At 66.0% G+C, this 20620-nt stretch carries 18 protein-coding genes; 9 read left to right on the top strand and 9 right to left on the bottom strand.

Annotated features, from left to right (window positions below; all coding sequences use genetic code 11):
• From F3J45_RS27570 to F3J45_RS27585, 4 genes are all read left to right on the top strand, one after another.
• Positions 1-95, top strand: a 95-nt coding sequence (locus F3J45_RS27570) for an IS3 family transposase (protein WP_167061942.1), incomplete at its 5' end; no start/stop codon positions are given.
• Between the two features lie 180 nt (positions 96-275).
• Positions 276-1418, top strand: coding sequence for a MexC family multidrug efflux RND transporter periplasmic adaptor subunit (locus tag F3J45_RS27575; protein WP_167070461.1), 1143 nt, complete (start codon positions 276-278; stop codon positions 1416-1418).
• A gap of 15 nt (positions 1419-1433) precedes the next feature.
• Entirely contained in the window at positions 1434-4574 is a 3141-nt protein-coding gene (locus tag F3J45_RS27580; RefSeq protein ID WP_167070463.1) for an efflux RND transporter permease subunit, read from the top strand.
• Positions 4567-5958 (top strand): efflux transporter outer membrane subunit, encoded by a 1392-nt coding sequence (locus F3J45_RS27585; protein ID WP_304623206.1) that lies wholly within the window; start codon positions 4567-4569, stop codon positions 5956-5958. The genes F3J45_RS27580 and F3J45_RS27585 overlap by 8 nt, the downstream gene beginning before the upstream one ends.
• Positions 5959-6109: 151 nt before the next feature.
• Here F3J45_RS27585 and F3J45_RS27590 read toward each other — a convergent pair whose 3' ends face one another.
• From F3J45_RS27590 to F3J45_RS27600, 3 genes are all read right to left on the bottom strand, one after another.
• Positions 6110-6667 (bottom strand): TetR/AcrR family transcriptional regulator, encoded by a 558-nt coding sequence (locus F3J45_RS27590; RefSeq protein ID WP_167070467.1) that lies wholly within the window; start codon positions 6665-6667, stop codon positions 6110-6112.
• A 183-nt stretch (positions 6668-6850) separates the two neighbouring features.
• Positions 6851-8851, bottom strand: coding sequence for a U32 family peptidase (locus tag F3J45_RS27595; protein ID WP_167070469.1), 2001 nt, complete (start codon positions 8849-8851; stop codon positions 6851-6853).
• A 181-nt stretch (positions 8852-9032) separates the two neighbouring features.
• Positions 9033-9911 carry a LysR family transcriptional regulator gene (locus F3J45_RS27600; RefSeq protein WP_167070471.1) on the bottom strand — a complete coding sequence of 293 codons (879 nt, stop codon included), beginning with the start codon at positions 9909-9911 and terminating at the stop codon, positions 9033-9035.
• A 13-nt stretch (positions 9912-9924) separates the two neighbouring features.
• On the opposite strand from F3J45_RS27600, the gene F3J45_RS27605 reads away from it, so the two are divergent.
• From F3J45_RS27605 to F3J45_RS27615, 3 genes are read left to right on the top strand one after another with little or no spacing between them, the layout of a single operon-like run.
• On the top strand, positions 9925-11301 hold the full coding sequence (locus tag F3J45_RS27605) for a CitMHS family transporter (protein WP_167070537.1): 1377 nt from the start codon (positions 9925-9927) through the stop codon (positions 11299-11301).
• A gap of 2 nt (positions 11302-11303) precedes the next feature.
• Positions 11304-12650 (top strand): acyclic terpene utilization AtuA family protein, encoded by a 1347-nt coding sequence (locus F3J45_RS27610; RefSeq protein WP_167070473.1) that lies wholly within the window; start codon positions 11304-11306, stop codon positions 12648-12650.
• Entirely contained in the window at positions 12647-12967 is a 321-nt protein-coding gene (locus tag F3J45_RS27615) for a hypothetical protein (RefSeq protein WP_167070475.1), read from the top strand. Before F3J45_RS27610 ends, F3J45_RS27615 begins: the two co-directional genes overlap by 4 nt.
• A gap of 97 nt (positions 12968-13064) precedes the next feature.
• Here F3J45_RS27615 and F3J45_RS27620 read toward each other — a convergent pair whose 3' ends face one another.
• Positions 13065-15167 carry a TonB-dependent receptor gene (locus F3J45_RS27620; protein ID WP_167070477.1) on the bottom strand — a complete coding sequence of 701 codons (2103 nt, stop codon included), beginning with the start codon at positions 15165-15167 and terminating at the stop codon, positions 13065-13067.
• A 161-nt stretch (positions 15168-15328) separates the two neighbouring features.
• Positions 15329-15703 (bottom strand): RidA family protein, encoded by a 375-nt coding sequence (locus F3J45_RS27625; RefSeq protein WP_167070479.1) that lies wholly within the window; start codon positions 15701-15703, stop codon positions 15329-15331.
• 151 nt (positions 15704-15854) lie between these two features.
• Here F3J45_RS27625 and F3J45_RS27630 point away from each other — a divergent pair, with 151 nt between their 5' ends.
• Positions 15855-16550 carry a tRNA (adenine(22)-N(1))-methyltransferase TrmK gene (locus F3J45_RS27630; RefSeq protein WP_167070481.1) on the top strand — a complete coding sequence of 232 codons (696 nt, stop codon included), beginning with the start codon at positions 15855-15857 and terminating at the stop codon, positions 16548-16550.
• A gap of 9 nt (positions 16551-16559) precedes the next feature.
• On the opposite strand, the gene F3J45_RS27635 is transcribed toward F3J45_RS27630, so the two are convergent.
• Positions 16560-16826: a DUF2790 domain-containing protein gene (locus F3J45_RS27635; protein ID WP_167070483.1), complete on the bottom strand. Its 267-nt coding sequence runs from the start codon at positions 16824-16826 to the stop codon at positions 16560-16562.
• A gap of 123 nt (positions 16827-16949) precedes the next feature.
• Here F3J45_RS27635 and F3J45_RS27640 point away from each other — a divergent pair, with 123 nt between their 5' ends.
• Positions 16950-17882 carry a LysR family transcriptional regulator gene (locus tag F3J45_RS27640; RefSeq protein WP_167070485.1) on the top strand — a complete coding sequence of 311 codons (933 nt, stop codon included), beginning with the start codon at positions 16950-16952 and terminating at the stop codon, positions 17880-17882.
• A gap of 70 nt (positions 17883-17952) precedes the next feature.
• On the opposite strand, the gene F3J45_RS27645 is transcribed toward F3J45_RS27640, so the two are convergent.
• The 3 genes from F3J45_RS27645 to F3J45_RS27655 form a co-directional block, all read right to left on the bottom strand.
• Positions 17953-18504 (bottom strand): YbhB/YbcL family Raf kinase inhibitor-like protein, encoded by a 552-nt coding sequence (locus F3J45_RS27645; protein WP_167070487.1) that lies wholly within the window; start codon positions 18502-18504, stop codon positions 17953-17955.
• 46 nt (positions 18505-18550) lie between these two features.
• On the bottom strand, positions 18551-18850 hold the full coding sequence (locus F3J45_RS27650; RefSeq protein WP_167070489.1) for a hypothetical protein: 300 nt from the start codon (positions 18848-18850) through the stop codon (positions 18551-18553).
• Positions 18851-18966: 116 nt separating this feature from the next.
• On the bottom strand, positions 18967-20256 hold the full coding sequence (locus F3J45_RS27655) for an MFS transporter (RefSeq protein ID WP_167070491.1): 1290 nt from the start codon (positions 20254-20256) through the stop codon (positions 18967-18969).
• Positions 20257-20620: the final 364 nt, after the last annotated feature.

Consider the following 20620-nt stretch of genomic DNA (forward strand, 5'->3'; position numbering starts at 1 on the left):
CCGAGTACATCCATTACTACAACCACGAACGAATCAAAATGAAGCTCAATGGCCTGAGTCCTGTGGCTTACAGGACTCAGGCTGAGGTAGCCTAGCTTCGACCGTCTAACATTTGGGGCGCAGTTCAGGCGTGCGTTCCCCACCCTCCGTAGGAGCGAGCAAAGCTCGCGAACGCTTCACAAATATTCACAAAGTTTCAAATGAGACAAAATTGACTCATTAAGCCTCCAGAAATATCATTCGGGCCGTTTTTCTCTAAATAGCTCGGGTGAATCATGCGCCACTTGCGTGCACTAGGACTGGTCAGCTGCTTGGCCGCTGCCGTTGCGTTAGCCGGCTGCGACGAACAGCAAGCGCCAGCCTCCGCCGCCAACACCACCATTCCCGTCCAGACCGTCACCGTCGCCAGCGAACCGCTGGCCCTGGCCTCGACCCTGCCTGGCCGGGTCGAACCCATGCGGGTGGCGGAAGTCCGCGCCCGGGTGGCCGGTATCGTCCTGCACAAACGTTTCGAAGAGGGCGCCGACGTCAAGGCCGGCGATGTGCTGTTCCAGATCGACCCGGCGCCGTTCAAGGCCGCGCTGTCGCGTGCCGAAGGCGAGCTGGCCCGTGCCCAGTCGGTGATGCTCGAAGCCCAGGCGCGGGTGCGCCGCTACCAGCCGCTGGTGAAGATCGAGGCGGTCAGCCAGCAAGACTTCGACAAGGCCAGTGCCGACCTGCGCAGCGGCCAGGCGGCCGTGCGCTCGGCCCAGGCCGATGTCGAAACGGCGCGCCTTAACCTTGGCTATGCCACGGTCAAGGCGCCCATCTCCGGCCGGATCGGCCGCGCCCTGGTCACCGAAGGTGCGCTGGTGGGGCAGGGCGACGCCACGCTGATGGCGCGCGTGCAGCAACTCGACCCGATCTACGTCGACTTCACCCAATCCGCCGCCGACGCCCTGCGTTTGCGCCAGGCGCTCAAGGACGGCGAACTGGCCGCCGGCGACAACCCCGCGCTGACAGCCCGGGTCGAAGGCACCGATTACCAACGCCAGGGCACGCTGATGTTCACCGACGTGGCCGTTGACCGTGGCACCGGCCAGGTCACCCTGCGCGGGCGTTTCGACAACGCCGACGGCATCCTGCTGCCGGGCATGTACGTGCGCGTGCTGACGCCCCAGGGCACCGACAACCAGGCCATCCTGGTGCCGCAACGCGCCATCCAGCGCGGCAGCGATGGCGAGGCGCGGGTGCTGCTGGTGGGCACCGGTGGCATCGCCGAGGCCCGTGCCGTGCGCACCGGCGCCATGCACGGTGCGCGCTGGCAGGTCACCGAGGGCCTGCGCCCGGGCGACCAGGTGATCGTTGGCAGCCCGGCGGGCCTGGCCCCCGGCATGCCCGTGGCACCGGCCGCCGCGCAACACGCAGCGGCGCGCTGAGGCGAGGAGCACGAGATGTCCAAGTTCTTCATCAAGCGGCCGAACTTCGCCTGGGTCATGGCCCTGTTCATTTCCCTGGCCGGGTTGCTGGTAATCCCCATGCTGCCGGTGGCCCAGTACCCCAACGTGGCGCCGCCGCAAATCACCATCACCGCCACCTACCCGGGCGCCTCTGCCAAGGTGCTGGTGGAGTCGGTCACCAGCATCATCGAGGAGTCGCTCAACGGCGCCAAGAACCTGCTGTACTTCGAGTCCACCAACAACTCCAACGGCATGGCCGAGGTGGTGGCCACCTTCGAGCCGGGCACCGACCCGGAACTGGCCCAGGTGGACGTGCAGAACCGCCTGAAGAAAGCCGAGGCGCGCATGCCGCAGGCGGTCACCACCCAGGGTATCCAGGTGGAACAGACCAGCGCCGGCTTCTTGCTGATCTACGCCCTGAGCTACAAGGATGGCGCCGGCAAGGCCGATACCACGGCCCTGGGCGACTACGCCGCACGCAACATCAACAACGAACTGCGCCGGGTGCCGGGCGTGGGCAAGCTGCAGTTCTTCTCCTCGGAAGCGGCCATGCGCGTGTGGGTCGACCCGCAGAAGCTGGTGGGTTTCGGCCTGTCGATCGATGACGTGAGCAACGCCATTCGCGGGCAGAACGTGCAGGTGCCGGCCGGCAGCTTCGGCAGTGCGCCAGGCAGCAGCGAACAGGAACTGACCGCCACCCTGGCGGTGCAGGGCACCCTTGACGACCCCGAGGCCTTCGGCCGCGTGCTGCTGCGCGCCAACCCCGACGGCTCGCAGGTAACCCTGGCCGATGTCGCCCGGCTGGAAGTGGGCCTGGAAAGCTACAATTTCTCCTCGCGCCTGGACGGCAAGCCGGCGGTGGCCGGCGCGGTGCAGCTGGCACCCGGTGCCAACGCGCTGAAAACCGCCGAGCGGGTCAAGGAACGTTTGGCCGAGCTGAGCGAATTCTTCCCCGAAGGCGTCGAGTATTCGGTGCCCTACGACACCTCGCGCTTCGTCGACGTGGCCATCGAGAAGGTGATCCATACCCTGATCGAGGCCATGGTCCTGGTGTTCCTGGTGATGTTCCTGTTCCTGCAGAACATCCGCTACACCCTGATCCCGTCGATCGTGGTGCCGGTGTGCCTGCTCGGTACGCTGATGGTGATGAAGTTGCTGGGCTTCTCGGTGAACATGATGACCATGTTCGGCATGGTGCTGGCCATTGGCATTCTGGTCGACGACGCCATCGTGGTGGTGGAAAACGTCGAGCGCATCATGGCCGAAGAAGGGCTGCCGCCGGCCCAGGCCACGGTCAAGGCCATGGGCCAGGTGTCGGGGGCGATCATTGGTATCACCCTGGTGTTGTCGGCGGTGTTCCTGCCGCTGGCGTTCATGGCAGGTTCCGTGGGGGTGATCTACCAGCAGTTCTCGCTGTCGCTGGCGGTGTCGATCCTGTTCTCGGGCTTCCTGGCGCTTACCTTCACCCCGGCGCTGTGCGCCACGCTGCTCAAGCCGGTGGCCCCGGGGCACCATGAGAAGCGCGGGTTCTTCGGCGCTTTCAACCGTGGTTTCGCCCGCCTGACCGAGCGCTACTCGGGCATGAACGGCGCGCTGGTCAAGCGTGCTGGCCGCTACATGCTGGTGTACGCCGGGATCCTGGCGATGCTGGGCTACTTCTACCTGCGCCTGCCCGAATCGTTCGTGCCGGTGGAAGACCAAGGCTACGCCATCGTCGACGTGCAGCTGCCGCCGGGCGCCAGCCGCGTGCGCACCGATGCCACCGGCCAGGCGCTGGAGCAGTTTCTGATGTCACGCGAGGCATTGGCCTCGGCATTCGTGGTCAGCGGCTTCAGCTTCTCGGGCATGGGTGAGAACGCCGCGCTGGCATTCCCCACCTACAAGGACTGGTCGCTGCGCGGCAAGGACCAGTCGGTGGACGCCGAAACCGTGGCCATCAACGCCCGCTTTGCCGGCCATGACGACGGCACGATCATGGCGGTCAACCCGCCGCCCATCGACGGCCTGGGTAACTCCGGCGGCTTTGCCCTGCGCCTGCTCGACCGTGGCGGCCTGGGCCGCGAAGCCTTGCTGGCGGCACGTGACCAGTTGCTGGGCCAGGCCAATGGCAACCCGGTGATTCTCTACGCGATGATGGAAGGCTTGGCCGAAGCACCGCAACTGCGGGTGGCGATCGACCGTGAAAAGGCCCGTGCCCTGGGTGTGAGCTTCGAGAGCATCAATAGCACCCTGGCCACGGCGTTCGGCTCGGCGGTGATCAACGACTTCACCAACGCCGGCCGCCAGCAGCGCGTGGTGGTGCAGGCCGAGCAGGGCGAGCGGATGACCCCGGAAAGCGTGCTGCGCCTGTACGCGCCCAATGCCAATGGCCAGCAGGTGCCGTTCAGCAGCTTCGTCACCACCCATTGGGAGGAAGGGCCGGTGCAAATCGTGCGCTACAACGGCTACCCGTCCATCCGCATCGCCGGCGACGCTGCGCCGGGCCACAGCACCGGCCAGGCCATGGCCGAGATGGAGCGCCTGGCCAGTGCGCTGCCGCCGGGCATCGGCTATGCCTGGACGGGCCTGTCGTACCAGGAAAAGGTGTCCAGCGGCCAGGCGGGCAGCCTGTTCGCCCTGGCCATCCTGGTGGTGTTCCTGCTGCTGGTGGCGTTGTACGAAAGCTGGGCGATCCCGTTGACGGTGATGCTGATCGTGCCCATCGGCGCCCTTGGCGCGGTGCTGGCGGTGATGGTGACCGGCTTGCCCAACGATGTGTACTTCAAGGTTGGCCTGATCACCATCATTGGCCTGGCGGCGAAGAACGCGATCCTGATCGTCGAGTTCGCCAAGGAGCTGTGGGAGAAGGGCTACAGCCTGCGTGACGCTGCCATCGAGGCTGCACGCCTGCGTTTCCGGCCGATCGTGATGACCTCCCTGGCGTTCATCCTCGGCGTGGTGCCCCTGGCGCTTGCCAGCGGCGCCGGCGCGGCCAGCCAGCGCGCCATTGGTACCGGGGTGATCGGCGGCATGCTCAGCGCCACCTTGCTGGGCGTGGTGTTCGTGCCGATCTGTTTCGTCTGGGTGCTGTCGCTGCTCAAGCGCAAGCCGGCCCCGCAAACCCACGCTGGCGAGGTGACTGATGCGCATGCGTAATGTGTTGCTGCCGTTCGCCCTGGCCTTGCTGGCCAGCGGCTGCTCGCTGGCGCCCACCTACCAGCGCCCCGAGGCGCCCGTGGCGCGCCAGTGGCAGGCTGCGCCAGAGCAGCCAGGCCAGGCCGTGGATGGCCTGGATTGGCAGGCGTTCATCGTCGACCCGGCCTTGCGCCAGCTGGTGGGCACGGCGCTGGACAACAACCGCTCGCTGCGCCAGACCCTGCTGGACATCGAGCAGGCCCGGGCGCAGTACCGGATTCAGCGGGCCGACCGGGTGCCGGGCGTGAGTGCTGGCGCTTCCGCCAACCGGCAGCGCGTACCGGCCAGCCTGGCCAGTGACGGATCGGGCGGCTTCACCAGCACCTACCAGGTGGGGGTGTCGTTGCCGGAGTACGAAGTCGACCTGTTCGGCAGGGTGAAAAGCCTTAGCGATGCGGCACTGGAGCAGTACCTGGCCACTGAGGAAGCCGGGCGCGCGGCACGTATCGCGCTGATTGGCGAGGTCAGCCAGGCGTACCTGAGCCTGGATGGCGCCGAGCGGCGGCTGGCGTTGACCCGCCAGGCCCTGGCCAGCCGTGAAGACTCGCTGGCCTTGATCGGCCAGCGCCGCACTGCCGGTGCGGCCACCGCCCTGGATCACCAGGAGGCCCTGGGCCTGGTCGAGCAGGCCCGCGCCGAGCTTGAAAGCAACCTGCGCCAGCAGCGCCAGGCGCGCAATGCCTTGGTGCTGCTGGTAGGCAGCGCGCAGGCGGTGATCCCGGCCCAGCGGCAAACGGCGCCCAGCGTGTTGCAGGACATCGCGCCCGGCGCGCCGTCGGCGCTGCTTGAGCGGCGGCCCGATATCCTCGCCGCCGAGCACCGGCTGCGGGCACGCAACGCCGACATTGGTGCGGCGCGGGCGGCGTTTTTCCCGCGCATCAGCCTGACCGGGAATTTCGGCACGTCGAGCGCGCAGGTGTCGGGCTTGTTCGACGGTGGTTCGCGCAGTTGGGCCTTCATGCCGCAGTTATCGGTGCCGCTGTTCGATGCCGGGCGTAACCGCGCCGGGCTGAGTTTGGCCGAGGCGCGCAAGGATGCGGCGGTGGCGGCCTATGAGGGCGCCATCCAGGCGGCCTTCCGCGAGGTGGCCGATGCGCTGGCGGCCACGGATACGCTGCGGCGCGAAGAGGTGGCGCGGCGCTCGCTGGCCGAAACCAGCCGGGCCACGCTGGCTTTGGCCAAGGCCCGGTATGAAGGTGGAATCGACAGCCACCTGCGCTACCTGGATGCGCAGCGCAGTGATTTTGTGAACGAGGCGGCGTATATCGAGGCCAGTACCCAGCGGCAGCTGGCGTTGGTCGACCTGTTCCGCGCGCTGGGCGGTGGGTGGCCGGCGCGGGGCTGAATACAGGCTCCTTTGGTTGGGTGATCCGGCCGGTTTGGCCCCTGGGACTTGTGCCCAGGGGCCTTTTTTTGTGCCGGAACGCGCGCCGCAGGCGGCGCATCGCGAGCTTTGCACAGGCCCCGTAGGAGCGAGCGCAGCTCGCGATCTCCGGTCAAACTCCGGCCAGGGCCCCATGCAAAAACAGCTGCTCCAGCGCCACCGCCGAATTGGCACTGGCCGCTCGCCCGCGGCGCTCGGCATCGACCATGCCGTAGATCTGGGTAATGAACATCTCGGTAAACACCGCTGCGCTGATGTCGATGCGCAACACCCCCAACTGCTGCGCGCGCAGGAAGAAGCCATCCATCGCCTGGGTATAGGCCAGCCAGCGGCGGTCTTCGCTGTCGCCCAACAGGGTGTCGGGGCGGTACTGGAACATCAGGAACACCAGCATTTCACGGTGCTTGAGGTGTTCGGCAATCAGGTGGCGCACGGCATCCAGTGGGTCGGCTGTGCCCAGCGCGGCGTTGCTGATGACCTGATTGAGCACCTGCTCGCCATGGTCTTCGAGCATCGCCACCAGGTTGTCACGGGTGCCGCAGAAGCGGTGCAGGGTGGCCTTGCTGACACCGGCGGTTTCCGCCAGCTCCTTGAGGGTGGCGCGGGGGTGGACCACGATGGCGTGGGCCAGGGCCTTGAGCAGGCGTTCGTCGTGGGGGGTGGGTTGCATCAGGGGGCCTCGCAGGGGTGGCATGCTTGGCATTGTGCAGGAAATAGGTAGGGGATCAAGGTTTGGTGTCTCATATGAGACATTTTTGTGTCTTTGCCGGCCTCTTCGCGGGGCAAGCCCGCTCCTACACAAGGCCGTGTAGGAGCGGGCTTGCCCCGCGAAGAGGCCCTTACAGGCTATAGATCAATGCGGCGCACGCGGAATGGTCTTGAGCAGGTCTTCCGGGCTGATGTGCCCCACCACCTGGGCCACCGCGCTACCCGGCGTCGGCAGATCGATGATGTGGCTTTTCATCTTGCCCACCACGTGCATCTCGCATGGCTTGCAGTCGAACTTCAGGGTCAGCACCTCATCACCCTGAATCAGCTGCATCGGCGCCACCTTGGTCCGCACGCCAGTCACGCCCTTGGCCTGCTTGGGGCACAGGTTGAACGAGAAGCGCAGGCAGTGCTTGGTGATCATCACCGGCACTTCGCCGTGCTCCTCGTGGGCTTCGTACGCAGCGTCGATCAATTGCACGCCATGGCGGTGGTAGAAGTCGCGGGCCTTCTGGTTGTACACGTTGGCCAGGAACGACAGGTGCGACTCCGGGTACACCGGGGGCGGCGTGGTTTCTGCCTTGCGCGCACCGCGTGGGTGGGCTTTCACCCGGGCTTCGGTCAGCGCCTCGATGGCTTCGCGGCGCAGGGCCTTGAGCTGCGAGTTGGGGATGAAATACGCCTGGGGCGCATCCAGCTCGATGGCATTGGCGTGGTACATCGTGGTGCCCAACTGGCCGAGCAGGTCGTGCAATTGCTCCAGCGCTTGCTGCGGCTTGTTGGCCGCGCCGAACGGGCCATCCAACGCCACTTGCACGCTGACGCCTTCTTCGCTGCTGACGGTCAGCATCAGGCGCTGCTCGCGCAGCACCGCGTGCCATTCCACGCCCACCCGGCGCTCGGCCGAGGTGCGCTGCAGGGCCTGTTGCCAGTTATGGTCGAGGTTGCGCGACAACGGGTGGTTCGGGCGCAGCTTGTGCAGGCCCTCGGGCATCTCGTTGGGCTCGACGCGGTAGCGGTAGCGCTTCTGGCCGTCTTCCTCGAACTCGCCACGGGGCTCGGCGATGTTGGCGCGGAAACCCACCACCTCACGCTTGACCAGTACGTTGAGGCCGTCGCCGTTGGTCAGCGGCACCTCGGTGACCACCTGCATGTCACGCTTGCCGACTTTCTCCACCACACCCACCGGCAGGCCGGTGAAGGTTGGCGAGTCGAAGGCGCCAATGTCGACCTTGCGGTCGGTGACGAAGTAGTCGGTGCTGCCGCGGTGGAAGGTTTTGTCCGGGTCGGGCACGAAGAAGTGCTCGGTACGGCCACTGGAAGCGCGGGCCAGTTCCGGGCGGCCTTCGAGGATGGCGTCGAGTTCCTTGCGGTAGTGGGCGGTGATGTTCTTCACATAGCCCACGTCCTTGTAGCGGCCTTCGATCTTGAACGAACGCACGCCAGCATCGACCAGGTCGGCCAGGTTGGCGGTCTGGTTGTTGTCCTTCATCGACAGCAGGTGCTTTTCGAAGGCAACCACGCGGCCCTGGTCGTCCTTGAGTGTGTAGGGCAGGCGGCAGGCCTGGGAGCAGTCGCCGCGGTTGGCGCTGCGCCCGGTCTGGGCGTGGGAGATGTTGCACTGGCCGGAGAAGGCCACGCACAGCGCACCGTGGATGAAGAACTCGATGGCCGCGTCGGTTTCGGCGGCGATGGCGCGGATTTGCTGCAGGTTCAGCTCACGGGCCAGCACCAGCTGGGAGAACCCGGCCTGGTCGAGGAACTTGGCCCGTTCCAGGGTGCGGATGTCGGTCTGGGTACTGGCGTGCAGTTCGATCGGCGGGATGTCCAGTTCCATCACCCCCAGGTCCTGCACGATCAGTGCGTCGACACCGGCGTCGTAGAGCTGGTGGATCAGCTTGCGCGCCGGCTCCAGCTCGTTGTCGTGAAGGATGGTGTTGATGGTGGTGAACACCCGGGCATGGTAGCGCCGGGCGAACTCGACCAGCTCGGCGATTTCGCCGACCTCGTTGCAGGCGTTGTGCCGTGCGCCGAAGCTTGGGCCGCCGATATAAATGGCATCAGCACCGTGCAGGATCGCCTCGCGGGCGATGGTCACGTCACGGGCAGGGCTGAGCAGTTCCAGGTGATTCTTTGGAAGGGACATGTCGTTATAGGTTCGGGCTGTCACGGTTAGGGCGGCATTGTAGCGGGGTTCGGGGCCGGAGGCATCATTGGGTGCCCAGAGGTGCATGGCAGGCTTGGCCTCTTCGCGGGGCAAGCCCGCTCCTACAGGTTGTGCGCATGCTGTGCTTGCCCCGCGAAGAGGCCCGCACAAACAACACCTTTTAGAGCCGGATACCTTTCAGGCACTCCACCAACCGCAACGCCGCCGGCGACAAGCTGCTTTCGCTACGGGTAATCACCCCAAGCTCGCGCTCCAGCCCCGGCTCATCCAGTTGCCTGCGCACCAGCCGCTGCTCGCCGTCATCGGCCGACTCCGGCAGCAAGGCAATCCCCAGCCCATTGCGTACCAACGCCAGTACCGTGGACATGTAGTTAGCCTCCATCGCCGCACGCAGGGCCAGCCCGCGGTCGCGGAATACCTGTTCGATCTGCGCCCGCACGCTGCTGTCACGGCCGGTCAGGATCATGGGTTGGCCGTCCAGGTCGCCCAGGCTGACCTCGCCCCGGGCCAGCGGGTGATCGGTGGGCACGAACAGGCACAGGCGGTCGTGCAGCAGTGGCGCGAATGCCAGGCCATGGCCCAGCCCGGCACGCACGCCCAGGCCGAAGTCGACATCGCCATCGCGCACGCGCTCGGTGATGCGCTCGGCCACCAGGTCACGCAGGCGTACCTCGATACCGGGAAAGCCCTGGCGAAACACTGCCAGCCGCTCAGGCAAGGCGCCGGCACAGAGCGATGGCAGGGCCGCGACGGTCACCACGCCACGGCGGATGGCCGCCAGGTCCTGGCTGGCGTTGACGATATTGCCCAGGTCCAGCAGCAGCTTCTCCATGGCCGGCAAGGCTTCGCGCCCGGCCGCCGTCAGCGCCACATGGCGCGGGCTGCGTTCGAGCAGGGCGACGCCCAGCCAGCCTTCCAATTGGCGAATCTGCACGGTCAGTGCCGAGGGCGACAGGTGCAGGTCGTCGGCGGCGCGGGCGAAGTTGCCGCGCTGGGCAACGGTGAGAAAGGCGCGAATGTGCTGCAGAGCATTCTTCATTTTGTTTTTTCGAATGTGCCTGGGGTTAAATTGCAATTTACACCTAGCCCGGCGCATCCCGATACTCGGGGCAACAACAAAAACAAGCCGGAGTCTTCCCATGCTCGCCCTCTACGGCGTCATTACCATTGTGTCCCTGCTGGTTGCTGTGATGAGCAAGCGCATCTCGCCCCTGGTGGCGCTGATCGCGTTCCCCGTGGTTGCCGCACTGCTGGCCGGCTACGGCCTGCAAACCAGCGGTTTCATTCTGACCGGTATCAAGAACGTCGCGCCGGTGGTGGGCATGTTCATCTTCGCCATCCTGTTCTTCGGGGTGATGACCGATGCCGGCATGCTCGACCCGATCATCGACCGCATCCTGCGCGCCGTGGGTACACGGCCAACGCGCATCGTCTGCGGCACCGCCTTGCTGGCGCTGCTGGTGCACCTGGACGGCTCGGGCGCGGTGACCTTCCTGGTGACGGTGCCCGCCATGCTGCCGCTGTATACCCGCCTGGGCATCGACCGGCGGGTGCTGGCCTGCGTCGCGGCCATGGCCGCCGGGGTCAACTTCCTGCCCTGGACCGGGCCTGTGCTGCGCTCGTCCGCTGCGCTGCACGTGCCGGTGGCCGACCTGTTCCAGCCGCTGATTCCGGTGCAACTGGTGGGCCTGGCGTTCGTCTTCACCTGCGCCTGGTGGCTGGGCCGGCGGGAGGAAAAACGCTTGGGGCTGCTGGCCGGCAGCGACATCGCCGCGCCACAGCGGGTGCTGACCGGCGAGGAGCAGGCCCTGCGCCGCCCGCGCATGTTCTGGCCGAACCTGCTGCTGACCGTGTTGGTGATGGCGGTGATGATTGCCGGCTGGGTCGACCCGGTGGTGATGTTCATGCTGGGCACGGTGGCCGCGCTGTGCCTGAACTACCCGCGTGTCGACCAGCAGCGCGAGCGCATCGATGCCCACGCCAAGACGGCATTGACCATGGCCAGCATCCTCCTCGCCGCTGGGGTGTTCACCGGCATCATGCAAGGCACCGGCATGCTCAAGGCCATGGCCGAGGTGGCCGTGCAGCAGATTCCGCCGGGCCACGGCAAGCTGATCCCGGCGCTGGTGGGCTTCGTGTCGATGCCCCTGAGCCTGCTGTTCGACCCGGACTCGTTCTACTTCGGCGTCATGCCGGTGATCGCCGAAGTGGGCCGCTCGCTGGGCGTGGACCCGCTGCAGGTCGCCCAAGCCTCGCTGCTGGGCGTGCACACCACAGGCTTCCCAGTCAGCCCGCTGACCCCCGCGACCTTCCTGTTGGTGGGCCTGTGCAAGCTCGACCTTGCCGACCACCAGCGCTTCACCCTGCCATTTCTGTTCGCCGCGTCGGTGCTGATGACCCTGACCGCGCTGGCATTGGGAGTTTTCTGAACATGAACACCTTGCGAATTGGCGCTGGCGCCGGCTATTCCGGCGACCGCCTGGAGCCCGCCGTGGAGCTGGCCCGTGATGGCCAGTTGGATTACCTGATTTTCGAATGCCTGGCCGAGCGCACCATCGCCCTGGCCCAGCAGGCGCGCCTGGCCGACCCCGAGGCCGGCTTCGACCCCTTGCTGGCCACCCGCATGCGCGCGGTGCTGCCGTACCTGCGCCAGGGTGGCCGGCGCCTGCGCATCATCAGCAACATGGGCGCCGCCAACCCGCGTGGTGCGGCGCGCCAAGTGCTGGCCATCGCCGCCGAGCTGGGCCTGCACGGGCTGAAGGTAGCGGCGGTGGAGGGCGATGATGTGCTGACGGTGCTGCGCCAGCACCCCGACTGGACGCTGGACAATGGCCAGCGCGTGGCGGACCTTGGCGAGCGCCTGGTATCGGCCAATGCCTACCTGGGCGTCGAGGGTATCGTCGAGGCACTGGCGCTGGACGCCGATGTGGTAATCACTGGCCGCGTCGCCGACCCTTCGCTGTTCCTGGCCCCGCAGATACACGCCTTTGGTTGGGCGGCGGACGATTGGCTGCGACGTGGCCGTGGCACCTTGACCGGGCACCTGCTGGAGTGCGCCGGGCAGGTCAGCGGCGGCTATTTTGCCGACCCGGGGGTGAAGGATGTGCCCGACCTTGCGCGGCTGGGTTTCCCCCTGGCGGAGATCGATGGCGACGGCCACGCGCAAATCACCAAGGTGGCCGGCAGCGGCGGGCGCCTCGATGTGGCGACCTGCACCGAGCAGTTGCTGTATGAAGTGCATGACCCGCGCTGCTACCTGACCCCGGATGTAGTGGCCGATTTCTCTGCCGTGCGTTTCGACGCAACAGGGCCTGACCGGGTACTGGCCAGCGGTGCCAGCGGCACCGAACGGCCTGAGCAGTTGAAAGTGACCGTGGGCTACCGCGACGGCTGGATCGGCGAAGGGCAGATTTCCTACGGCGGGCCAAATGCCGTGGCGCGCGCCCGCTTGGCCGGGCAGGTGGCCATGCAGCGCCTGGCGTTGACCGGTGTTGCGGTCGAGGAACTGCGCTGTGAACTGCTGGGCGTCGATTCGCTGCACGGCAGCAGCTTCGGCCAGCCCGGCGAGCCCTGGGAGGTGCGCCTGCGGGTGGCCGGGCGCTGCGCTACGCGGGCCATGGCCCAAGCCCTGGGCAACGAAGTGGAAACCCTTTACACCAACGGCCCGGCAGGCGGTGGCGGTGCTACCCGGCAGGTGCGTGAAGTGCTGGCGGTGGCCAGCCTGTACCTGCCGCGCGAACTTGCAGTGCCCCGTGTTCACCTGGAGGTATGCCCATGACCCTGTACTTGCACGAGCTGGCCCACACCCGTACGGGGGACAAGGGCGATACGTCGAATATTTCGCTGATTGCGTTCAGGCCTGAGGACTACGGGCTGTTGCTGCGCGAGGTGACGGTGGAGCGGGTCGAGGCCTGGTTCGCGCATCTGCGTGATGCGGCGGCGGGGCCGGTGCGGCGGTATGAGCTGCCACAGTTGCATGCGCTGAATTTCGTGTTGCCGGGGTTGTTGCGCGGTGGGGTGACGCGGTCGTTGGCGCTGGATGCCCATGGCAAGTGCCTGGGGGCGGCGTTGTTGAGGATGCAGGTGCAGCGTTAGACGGTAGATCGGTGGGGCCGCGTTGCGGCCCATCGCGACCTGCGGTCGCTCCTACCAGGGGCGTGTGAAGGGAAGGGCCGCAACGCGGCCCTGAATGTCAAAACTGGTATTCGAGCCCTGCACCGGCATACCAGGACCGTCCCGGCGCCGCCTCGTAATACCGGCCATTGCCGTCGCCGACAATCACCGACCCCACGTACTGGCGATCCAGCAGGTTGTCCAGGCGCACCAATTGGTGGAACGTCCACGGCCCTACGTGCTGCTCGAACCGGGTACGCCAGTTGAACACCGCATAGCTCGGCGCGGCATGCTGGTCGTTGGTGTCCTCGACATACACCTGGCTACGGTATTGCCCCTCAAGGCCCATGCTGATGCCATCGCGCGGCTTCCACACCAGTTCGCCGAACAGGCTGCTGCGCGGTACACCGGGAAGCTGGTTGCCTTTGTCGATGGTGGTGGTGCCTTGGCTGAACGCCTCGTCATAGGTGGCGTCGAGCAGGGTGTAGGTCAGGTTGGCCTGCCACTGCGCACTGATTTCACGTTGCACGCCCAGCTCGAAGCCACGGCGCAGGGTCTTGCCGGCATTGCGGTAGCTGGTGCGGCCATCGGTGGAGGCGGCCACCACGATTTCGTCCTTGGTACGGATTTCGAACACCGCCGCGTTGATCCGCGTGCGTTCGTCTGGGCGCCATTTAAGGCCCAGTTCGTACTGGGTGCTGGTGGCCGGCTCCAGGCCGAAGTTGAAGCCTTCCAGCGCGCCCGGCGCGTAGGCCATTTCGGCCTGGGTGGGGGTTTCGAACGCCTTGCCAGCGCTGACATAGCCATGCAGGTCGGGGGTGAAGGCGTACATCACCGACAGGGTCGGGGTGGTGCGCTGGTAGGTCTTCGAGCCGCTGGCATCGCCATTGGCCAGGTAGTGGTCGTCGACTTCCATTTCCATGCTGCTGTGGCGCAGGCCGGCGTCCACGGTCCAGCGGTCCAGTTCCCAGTGCGCCTGCACATAGGGGTCCAGGCTGGTGGCGGTGTCCTTTTCGTCGCGGCGCAGCTCGCCTTTCACGCCCAGGGTATCGCCGCTGAAGTTCTGGTAGCCACGGCGGTTGTCGCGGCTGCGGTCGTAGTCGGCGCCAAACGTCAGCGTGAGGTTGCCGGGGGCGGCGCTGATCGGTTGTATCCAGCGCAGGGTGCCGCCGTGGAACTCGCGGTCGAAGTCGACCACACCGCCGCCGCGATTGTTCGGCGCAGTGCCTTTGGGAATCGACAGGTACTGAATCACGCTGCGCTTGCCGGCATACAGGTTGAACTGCAAGGTGGCGTCGCCGAAATAGCGCTCGTAGTTCATGCCCACCTGCTGGTGGTGAATGCTCTTGCGCGTGTTGTACTCCTCGGCGCGCGTGGCCACCGAGCGCGGGTCGTGCTTGTAGGCGTCCCAGGTCTGGCCCAGCGGGTCTTCGGTGCCGTTCTGCTCCAAGGTACTGAAGGTCAGCGCCAGGCGGCTGTCTTCGTCGGGCTTGACGTGCACCTTGGCGAAGGTTTGGTCGCGGCGGGCGGCGCTGTGGTCGCGGTAGCCGTCGGTGTCCATGCGCGAGGCGTCCACCAGGAAACCGGCTTTTTCGCTGCCGCCTTCGCTGTACAGGTGGTTCTTGTTGAAACCGTCGCTGCCGAACGTGGTTTCGGCGCCAACCTTCGGTGGCCCCGAACCGTCGCGGGAGAACATCTGGATCACGCCGCCGGCGTTACTGCCATAAATGGCCGAGGCCGGGCCGCGCAGCACTTCGATACGGTCGGCAACGTCCAGGTTCAGCGAGGCCGCCTGGCCCTGGCCATCGGGTGTGCTGGCCGGGATGCCGTCGCTGAACAGCTTGATGCCACGGATGCCGAAGGCCGAGCGGGCGCCATAGCCGCGCGAGGAAATCTGCAGGTCCTGGGCGTAGTTCTGGCGGTTCTGCACCACCAGGCCAGGCACGCGGTTCAGCGCCTCGGACAGGTTCACGCCCAGTTGGCCATCGGCGATCTGCTGGCGGTCGACGGTGTCGATGGAGTAGGGCAGGTCGAAGCTTGGGTTCGGCGCGTAGGTGCCGGTGACCACCACCGGCTCCAGCAGTTGGAAGGTGGTGGCAGGTTCAGCCAGGGCCAGTGGGCTCAGGCCCAGGCTGGGCAACAAGGCAATCAGGGCCTTGCGGCGCAAAGGGGGATAATGCATGCAGCTTCCTGCTTAAGGGTTGGAAGAGCCGGGGCCGCGTTGCGGCCCTTCGCAGGCAAGCCTGCTCCTACAGCAACAGCGCATGGCCCTGTACGTGTAGGAGCAGGCTTACCTGCGAAGGGCTGCAAAGCAGCCCCGGCTATGCCACGGTGAACTCGGTTTCAGGCCTTGGCGGCCATGGCGGTGACTTCCACGCGCATGTCGGGGAAGGCCAGCGCCGCAACGCCCACCGCCGCACGCACCGGCCAGGGTTTGCTGAAGAAACGCTGGTACACCTCGTTGAACACCGCGCGGTCAGCCATGTCGGTCAGGTAGATGGTCAGGTGCATCACCTTGTCCATGCCGCTGCCGGCCTTCTCCAGGGCGACTTTCAAGGCCTCAAGCGTAGCTTCGCTCTGCTGCACGATATCGCCCAGCACCAGGTTGCCGTCGGCATCGGTGGGAATCTGGGTGGTGACCAGGATGCCGTTGTATTCGGCCACGTCGGAGGAAATGGACTCCGGGTCGGAATCCGGGGTGTAGATCAGCTTAGCCATGGGAACGTTTGCCTTGCGACGGAAGGAAAGTGGCAAGCCTACGCGAGCGCGGCCAATGGGTCGAGCCGCGCGCCCCGCCGAGCGCCTGCACATTGAAATACCACGCCCTGGCCGTCAGAATCGCCGCCGATCGTTATGCAAGGGGCTTGAGTTGAACGAACAGACTTTGTCGATGCGCCTGGAGCGCGTGGCGGCGCATGTGCCGCAAGGCGCGCGCCTGGCCGATATCGGCTCGGACCACGGCTACCTGCCGGTGGCCCTGGCGCTGCGCGGGGTGATCGAGGCAGGGCTGGCCGGGGAGGTGGCGCAGGTGCCGTATGCCTCGGCCCAGCGCAACGTGCGCCGCAATGGCCTGCAGGAGAAGGTGACCGTACGCCTGGCCGATGGCCTGGACGCCATCGAGCCCTCGGATGCCATTACCGCCATCAGCCTGTGCGGTATGGGCGGGCAAACCATGTGCGACATTCTCGAACGCGGCAAGGCGCGGTTGAGCGGCAAGCAGCGGCTGATTCTGCAGCCCAACGGCGGCGAACGTGAACTGCGTGGCTGGTTGATGGCCAACGGTTACCGGATCGTCAGCGAGGAGTTGCTGCGCGAGAACCGTTTCGACTACGAGATCATCGTTGCCCAGCCCTGTGAGGCGGTGGCCTACAGTGCCGAAGAGCTGTACTTCGGGCCGCTGCTGATGCGTGAAAAAAGCCCGGCCTTCGTCACCAAGTGGCAGCGCATGTTGCGCCAGAAGCAGCAGAGCCTGGACAACTTCGAACGTGCCCGGGATGCCATCCCCCAGGCAAAACGGCGCGATTTCGCCCAGCAGATTGGCTGGATCAACGCGGTACTGGCCTGACTCCCTGACTCATTGCTGCGAGCAGTTACCCATTTCCTGGTAGTTGATTTCACGGCGCTGGCCGTGGTGGTCGACATACACCATGTGCGCGGTGCCCACCTGGCAGTCGGCGGCGTTGCTGGCCGGGGTGATCGAGATGACCTTGGCCACGTCCAGCGGCATGCCGTAGCTGTAGTTGGCATGCTGGCTGGCAGCGGCCGGGGCGCCAGCGTCGGCGTAGGCACCGAACGAAGCAAGGGCGGCAGACAGGGCGAGGAAGGCGATCGAACGTTTCATGGCAGGCTCCTTTTCGATGTTTTACCTATGATGTATTCGTTTGTGATCCACAATAAATGGGCTAAGTCGTGATAGATTCCTGCCTGGAACGTACGAATAAGAACGGATAAGGAACCAGCCCCCATGGACATGCTGCACGCCATGCGTACCTTTGCCCGGGTGGTGGAATGCGGCAGCTTCGCCGCCGCTGCCAATGCCCTGGATATCTCTGCCGCGCAGGTGTCGCGCATCGTCGCCGAGCTTGAAAACCAGCTGCAGACGCGGCTGTTGCACCGCACCACTCGGCGCCTGCGCATGAGCGAGGCGGGCGAGCGGTTTCTGGAGCGGGCGCGGCAGATCATGCTGCTGACCGATGAGGCGATGGACGAGGCACGCGGCGCGCACCTGACCCCGCGTGGCCACCTGCGCCTGCACTGCCCGCATGGGCTGGGCATGCTGCTGATGCCGTTGGTGGCGGGCTACAACGCGGTGTGCCCGGAGGTGGTGATCGAACTCACCCTGTCCCAGCGCAACCCCGACCCGCTGGCCGAGGGGCACGATGTGGTGATCACGGTGGACGAGGCGCTGCCGGATTCGCAACTGATTGCCGTGCCCCTGGGCAATATCTTCAGCATCCCTTGCGCCGCACCCAGTTACCTGAAGCAGCACGGCACCCCCGAGCGGCCTGAGGACTTGCACGAGCATCGCTGCCTGCGCATGGCCTACCCGATGTACGAGGGCGACTGGGTGTTCCCCCACGGGCTGGACCACTGCGTGATCGCCCCGCGGGACAGTTTCATGACCAACGTGGCAGACGCCATGCTGGTGGCCAGTGAACTGGGAATGGGCATCGGCTTGCTGCCGTTCTACACCGCGAGCCAGGCGATCGAGCAAGGGCGCTTGCGGCGGCTGCTGGCGCCGTATCGGTTGCGCGAGAGTGCGTTGTACGCGATCTACCCGTCACGGCATTACCTGGATGCCAAGGTACGGACCTGGATCGACTACCTCAAGGAGCAGTTGCCGGCGTTGTTCGAAGGGCATGCCAAGGTGGTCAATGATTCCCAGTATTGGGTGTAGCAGGGCCGGCCCTTTCGCTTGTAGGAGCGGGCTTGCCCCGCGAAAGGGCCAGTAGCCTTGGCATCAATCCTCAATGCCCATACCGCCCCACCAGGCTCTGCGCCCCCAGGGCATGTCCCTGCAACAACTCCATCAGCCCACTGCGGTCCAGCCCTTCAGGCAAGGTCCCCAGCGGCAAATCGGTAGCAATCAGCGTCAGCGCATAATGATGCGGCTTGTCCCCGGCTGGCGGGCAAGGCCCGCGGTAAGCCATGGTCCCACGCGAGTTACGCCCAACCATCAGCGCCTTGCTGGTCAGCCCACCCTTGCCTTCCTCCAGCCCATCGCTCTGCGGGTCGATGTTGTAGGCCAGCCAGTGCACCACGCCGATGCCCTTGCCGCCATCCGGGTCGAACATCACCAACGCCAGCGACTGCGTACCTGCAGGTAGGTTCTTCCAACTCAACTGCGGTGTACGTTCCTCGCCTGCGCCACAGGCCGGGTCTTGCCCCACTTGCTGCAGGGCGATCACCCCGCCGTCGGTGAATGACGAGGAACTGACCGAAAGCGCGGCAGAATCTGGGCCTGCCGCCATGGCCGTACAGGGCAGCAGTGCGGCGAACAGCCAGGGTTTGAGGTTCATGGCGATTCCTTTGCGGGTTGATGCGCCGCAGTGTAGCCCAGCGCCGTCAGTGGCTGTCCTGGTCTTCGGCGCTGCCACCGCTGTGCCCGGCGCCTGAGCCGGTTGCCTCACCGGTGCTGTTGGAGCCGCCTGCGGCACCGTCGGCGGCGTCGCTGCCGGTGTCGCTGCTGTCGTTGTCCTGGCCGCTGCCGGGGCTGTTGACGCTGCTGCCTTGGCCTGCGGTCTTGCCGCCTTGCTGGTCGGTTTGCGGCTTGCTGTCGGTGTTGGTGGCATCGGTGGCGGCATGGCTGGTGGCCGAGGCCAGGCCGAGGGCAAGGGCGAGCAACAGCGGTTGCATGCGGATCATGGCGCGTCTCCTGGGAGGATGATCTGTCCTTGCTTTGGCCGGCCGGCGTCGGCAGGGTGCCGCTTGGGCGACGAGCGGTCAGAAACGACAAGGGCCGCAATGCGGCCCTTGGGGGGTTACTTGGCGTCTGCCGGCGCGGTGGGCGCCACCGGTTCCAGGGGCGGGTGCTCCTGCGCCGCGTGCATCAGGTCTTCGGTTACCCGCAGCTCTGCGCCGGTGGGCGAGAAGGTGGTGGAGGCGGCGAACGGCGCCGGGTGCTCGGCTGCCGGGCGCTTGCCGCGGCGCCAGAGGAAGAAGCAGACCATGCCCAGGTTGACCACGGCGAAGGCCCAGAACAGGCCCACTTCGCCAAACTCGGTCATTGCCGGGGAAATGGCCAGCGGCGCCATGGCCGAGCCCAGCGAGTTGATCAGCAGCAGGCCCTGGATCATCGGCACCAGGGCATCCGACGGCGCACGGTCGGCGGCGTGGCTGACCGCGACCGGGTACAGCGCGAACACACCGCCGCCCAGCAGGAACATCACGGCCGGCAGCAGCGCCGAACTCGACGGCAGGAACACGGTGACCAGCGACAGCACCATGCACAGTGCGGCCAGGGCAATCAGCACGTCCTGGCGGTCTTTGCGGTCGGACCAGCGGCCCACCGGGTATTGCAGCAGCATGGCGCCGAGGATCACCCAGGCCATCATGTTGCCGACTTCGCCCACGTCCAGGCCGATGCGTTGCAGGTACAGCGGCAGCAGCGCATAGATGCCGGCAATCACCACGCCGGAGCCGAAGCAGCCCACCAGCCCCGACGGCGCAACGCCCAGCAGCTGGCGCGGTTTCAGCGGTTCTACCTGGTCGAGCAGCGGCGAAACCCGTGGCAGGATCACGATTGGCAGCACCGACAGCGCGGCCAGCATGCCCGCCAGCATGAACGGGGCGCTGTCACCCAGGCGGGTGATTTCGCCAAGGCCTGCCTGGGCAATCACGCCGGCGCCATAGAAGGCGATCATGTACAGCGCCAGCAGGCGCCCGCGGATTTTCGCGTCACCGGCCAGCAGCAGCCAGCTTTCGATCACCAGGAACACGCCCACCGCTGCCCAGCCGTTGATCAGGCGCAGCACCGACCACCAGGTAGTGTCGTAGAACAGCCCTTGCAGCAGAATGGTGGCGGCGATCAGCGAGGCGAAGCTGGTGTAGGCGCGGATATGGCCGATGCGCAGGATTAGCCGGTCGTTGAAGATCGCACCCAGGGTCAGGCCGATGAAATAGGTCGACGAGACGATACCGATGGTCGTGGCCGATTCACCGGCAGCGTCCAGGCGCAGGGTGGTAAGGGAGTTCATGAAGCCGTTGCCCAGGGCAATGATGAACAGCCCAAGCAGGGGCGCCAGCGCCATGGCCAGCAAACGCGGAGACATACATACCTCAAGTTGGAGTGGCGGTTAGAGAACGCCTCTTCGAACGTGCACGCCAAACAGACCCACGAAGGGCCTGGGGTGCACGGATGTGCCTGGGCTGGATGCGACCTGGGCAAGACTCAACCGCTGGACCCTGTGGGAGCTGGGCCGGGCGGGGTCGGTTGAGCCTATTTCACATGGGCTTCATGTGTTCAGGCCTGGACTCTGTCGTTGCTGCCGGTTGCCACCGTTCAAGGCGACGGGCGAAAAGGATGCGCGATTCTACGGCCTGTGGTGGATTTGCCCAAGAGGCTAAGGCCTGCGACCGGACGACGCAGGGCGGGGCGCGACAGGTTTGTGTCTGGATCAGACATCATTGGCGCCT

This window comes from Pantoea sp. Ap-967 (assembly GCF_011752565.1).
In the GTDB taxonomy this organism is placed as follows: Bacteria; Pseudomonadota; Gammaproteobacteria; order Pseudomonadales; family Pseudomonadaceae; genus Aquipseudomonas.

Bases quoted from the DNA above. Each gene is read 5' to 3' on its own strand.
- F3J45_RS27615 (WP_167070475.1), top strand. From the start codon at position 12,647: ATGACCCTGTACTTGCACGAGCTGGCCCACACCCGTACGGGGGACAAG.
- F3J45_RS27640 (WP_167070485.1), top strand. From the start codon at position 16,950: ATGGACATGCTGCACGCCATGCGTACCTTTGCCCGGGTGGTGGAATGC.
- F3J45_RS27610 (WP_167070473.1), top strand. From the start codon at position 11,304: ATGAACACCTTGCGAATTGGCGCTGGCGCCGGCTATTCCGGCGACCGC.
- F3J45_RS27655 (WP_167070491.1), bottom strand. From the start codon at position 20,256: ATGTCTCCGCGTTTGCTGGCCATGGCGCTGGCGCCCCTGCTTGGGCTG.
- F3J45_RS27590 (WP_167070467.1), bottom strand. From the start codon at position 6,667: ATGCAACCCACCCCCCACGACGAACGCCTGCTCAAGGCCCTGGCCCAC.
- F3J45_RS27625 (WP_167070479.1), bottom strand. From the start codon at position 15,703: ATGGCTAAGCTGATCTACACCCCGGATTCCGACCCGGAGTCCATTTCC.
- F3J45_RS27580 (WP_167070463.1), top strand. From the start codon at position 1,434: ATGTCCAAGTTCTTCATCAAGCGGCCGAACTTCGCCTGGGTCATGGCC.
- F3J45_RS27635 (WP_167070483.1), bottom strand. From the start codon at position 16,826: ATGAAACGTTCGATCGCCTTCCTCGCCCTGTCTGCCGCCCTTGCTTCG.
- F3J45_RS27595 (WP_167070469.1), bottom strand. From the start codon at position 8,851: ATGTCCCTTCCAAAGAATCACCTGGAACTGCTCAGCCCTGCCCGTGAC.
- F3J45_RS27585 (WP_304623206.1), top strand. From the start codon at position 4,567: ATGCGTAATGTGTTGCTGCCGTTCGCCCTGGCCTTGCTGGCCAGCGGC.
- F3J45_RS27600 (WP_167070471.1), bottom strand. From the start codon at position 9,911: ATGAAGAATGCTCTGCAGCACATTCGCGCCTTTCTCACCGTTGCCCAG.
- F3J45_RS27605 (WP_167070537.1), top strand. From the start codon at position 9,925: ATGTGCCTGGGGTTAAATTGCAATTTACACCTAGCCCGGCGCATCCCG.
- F3J45_RS27575 (WP_167070461.1), top strand. From the start codon at position 276: ATGCGCCACTTGCGTGCACTAGGACTGGTCAGCTGCTTGGCCGCTGCC.
- F3J45_RS27620 (WP_167070477.1), bottom strand. From the start codon at position 15,167: ATGCATTATCCCCCTTTGCGCCGCAAGGCCCTGATTGCCTTGTTGCCC.
- F3J45_RS27650 (WP_167070489.1), bottom strand. From the start codon at position 18,850: ATGATCCGCATGCAACCGCTGTTGCTCGCCCTTGCCCTCGGCCTGGCC.
- F3J45_RS27645 (WP_167070487.1), bottom strand. From the start codon at position 18,504: ATGAACCTCAAACCCTGGCTGTTCGCCGCACTGCTGCCCTGTACGGCC.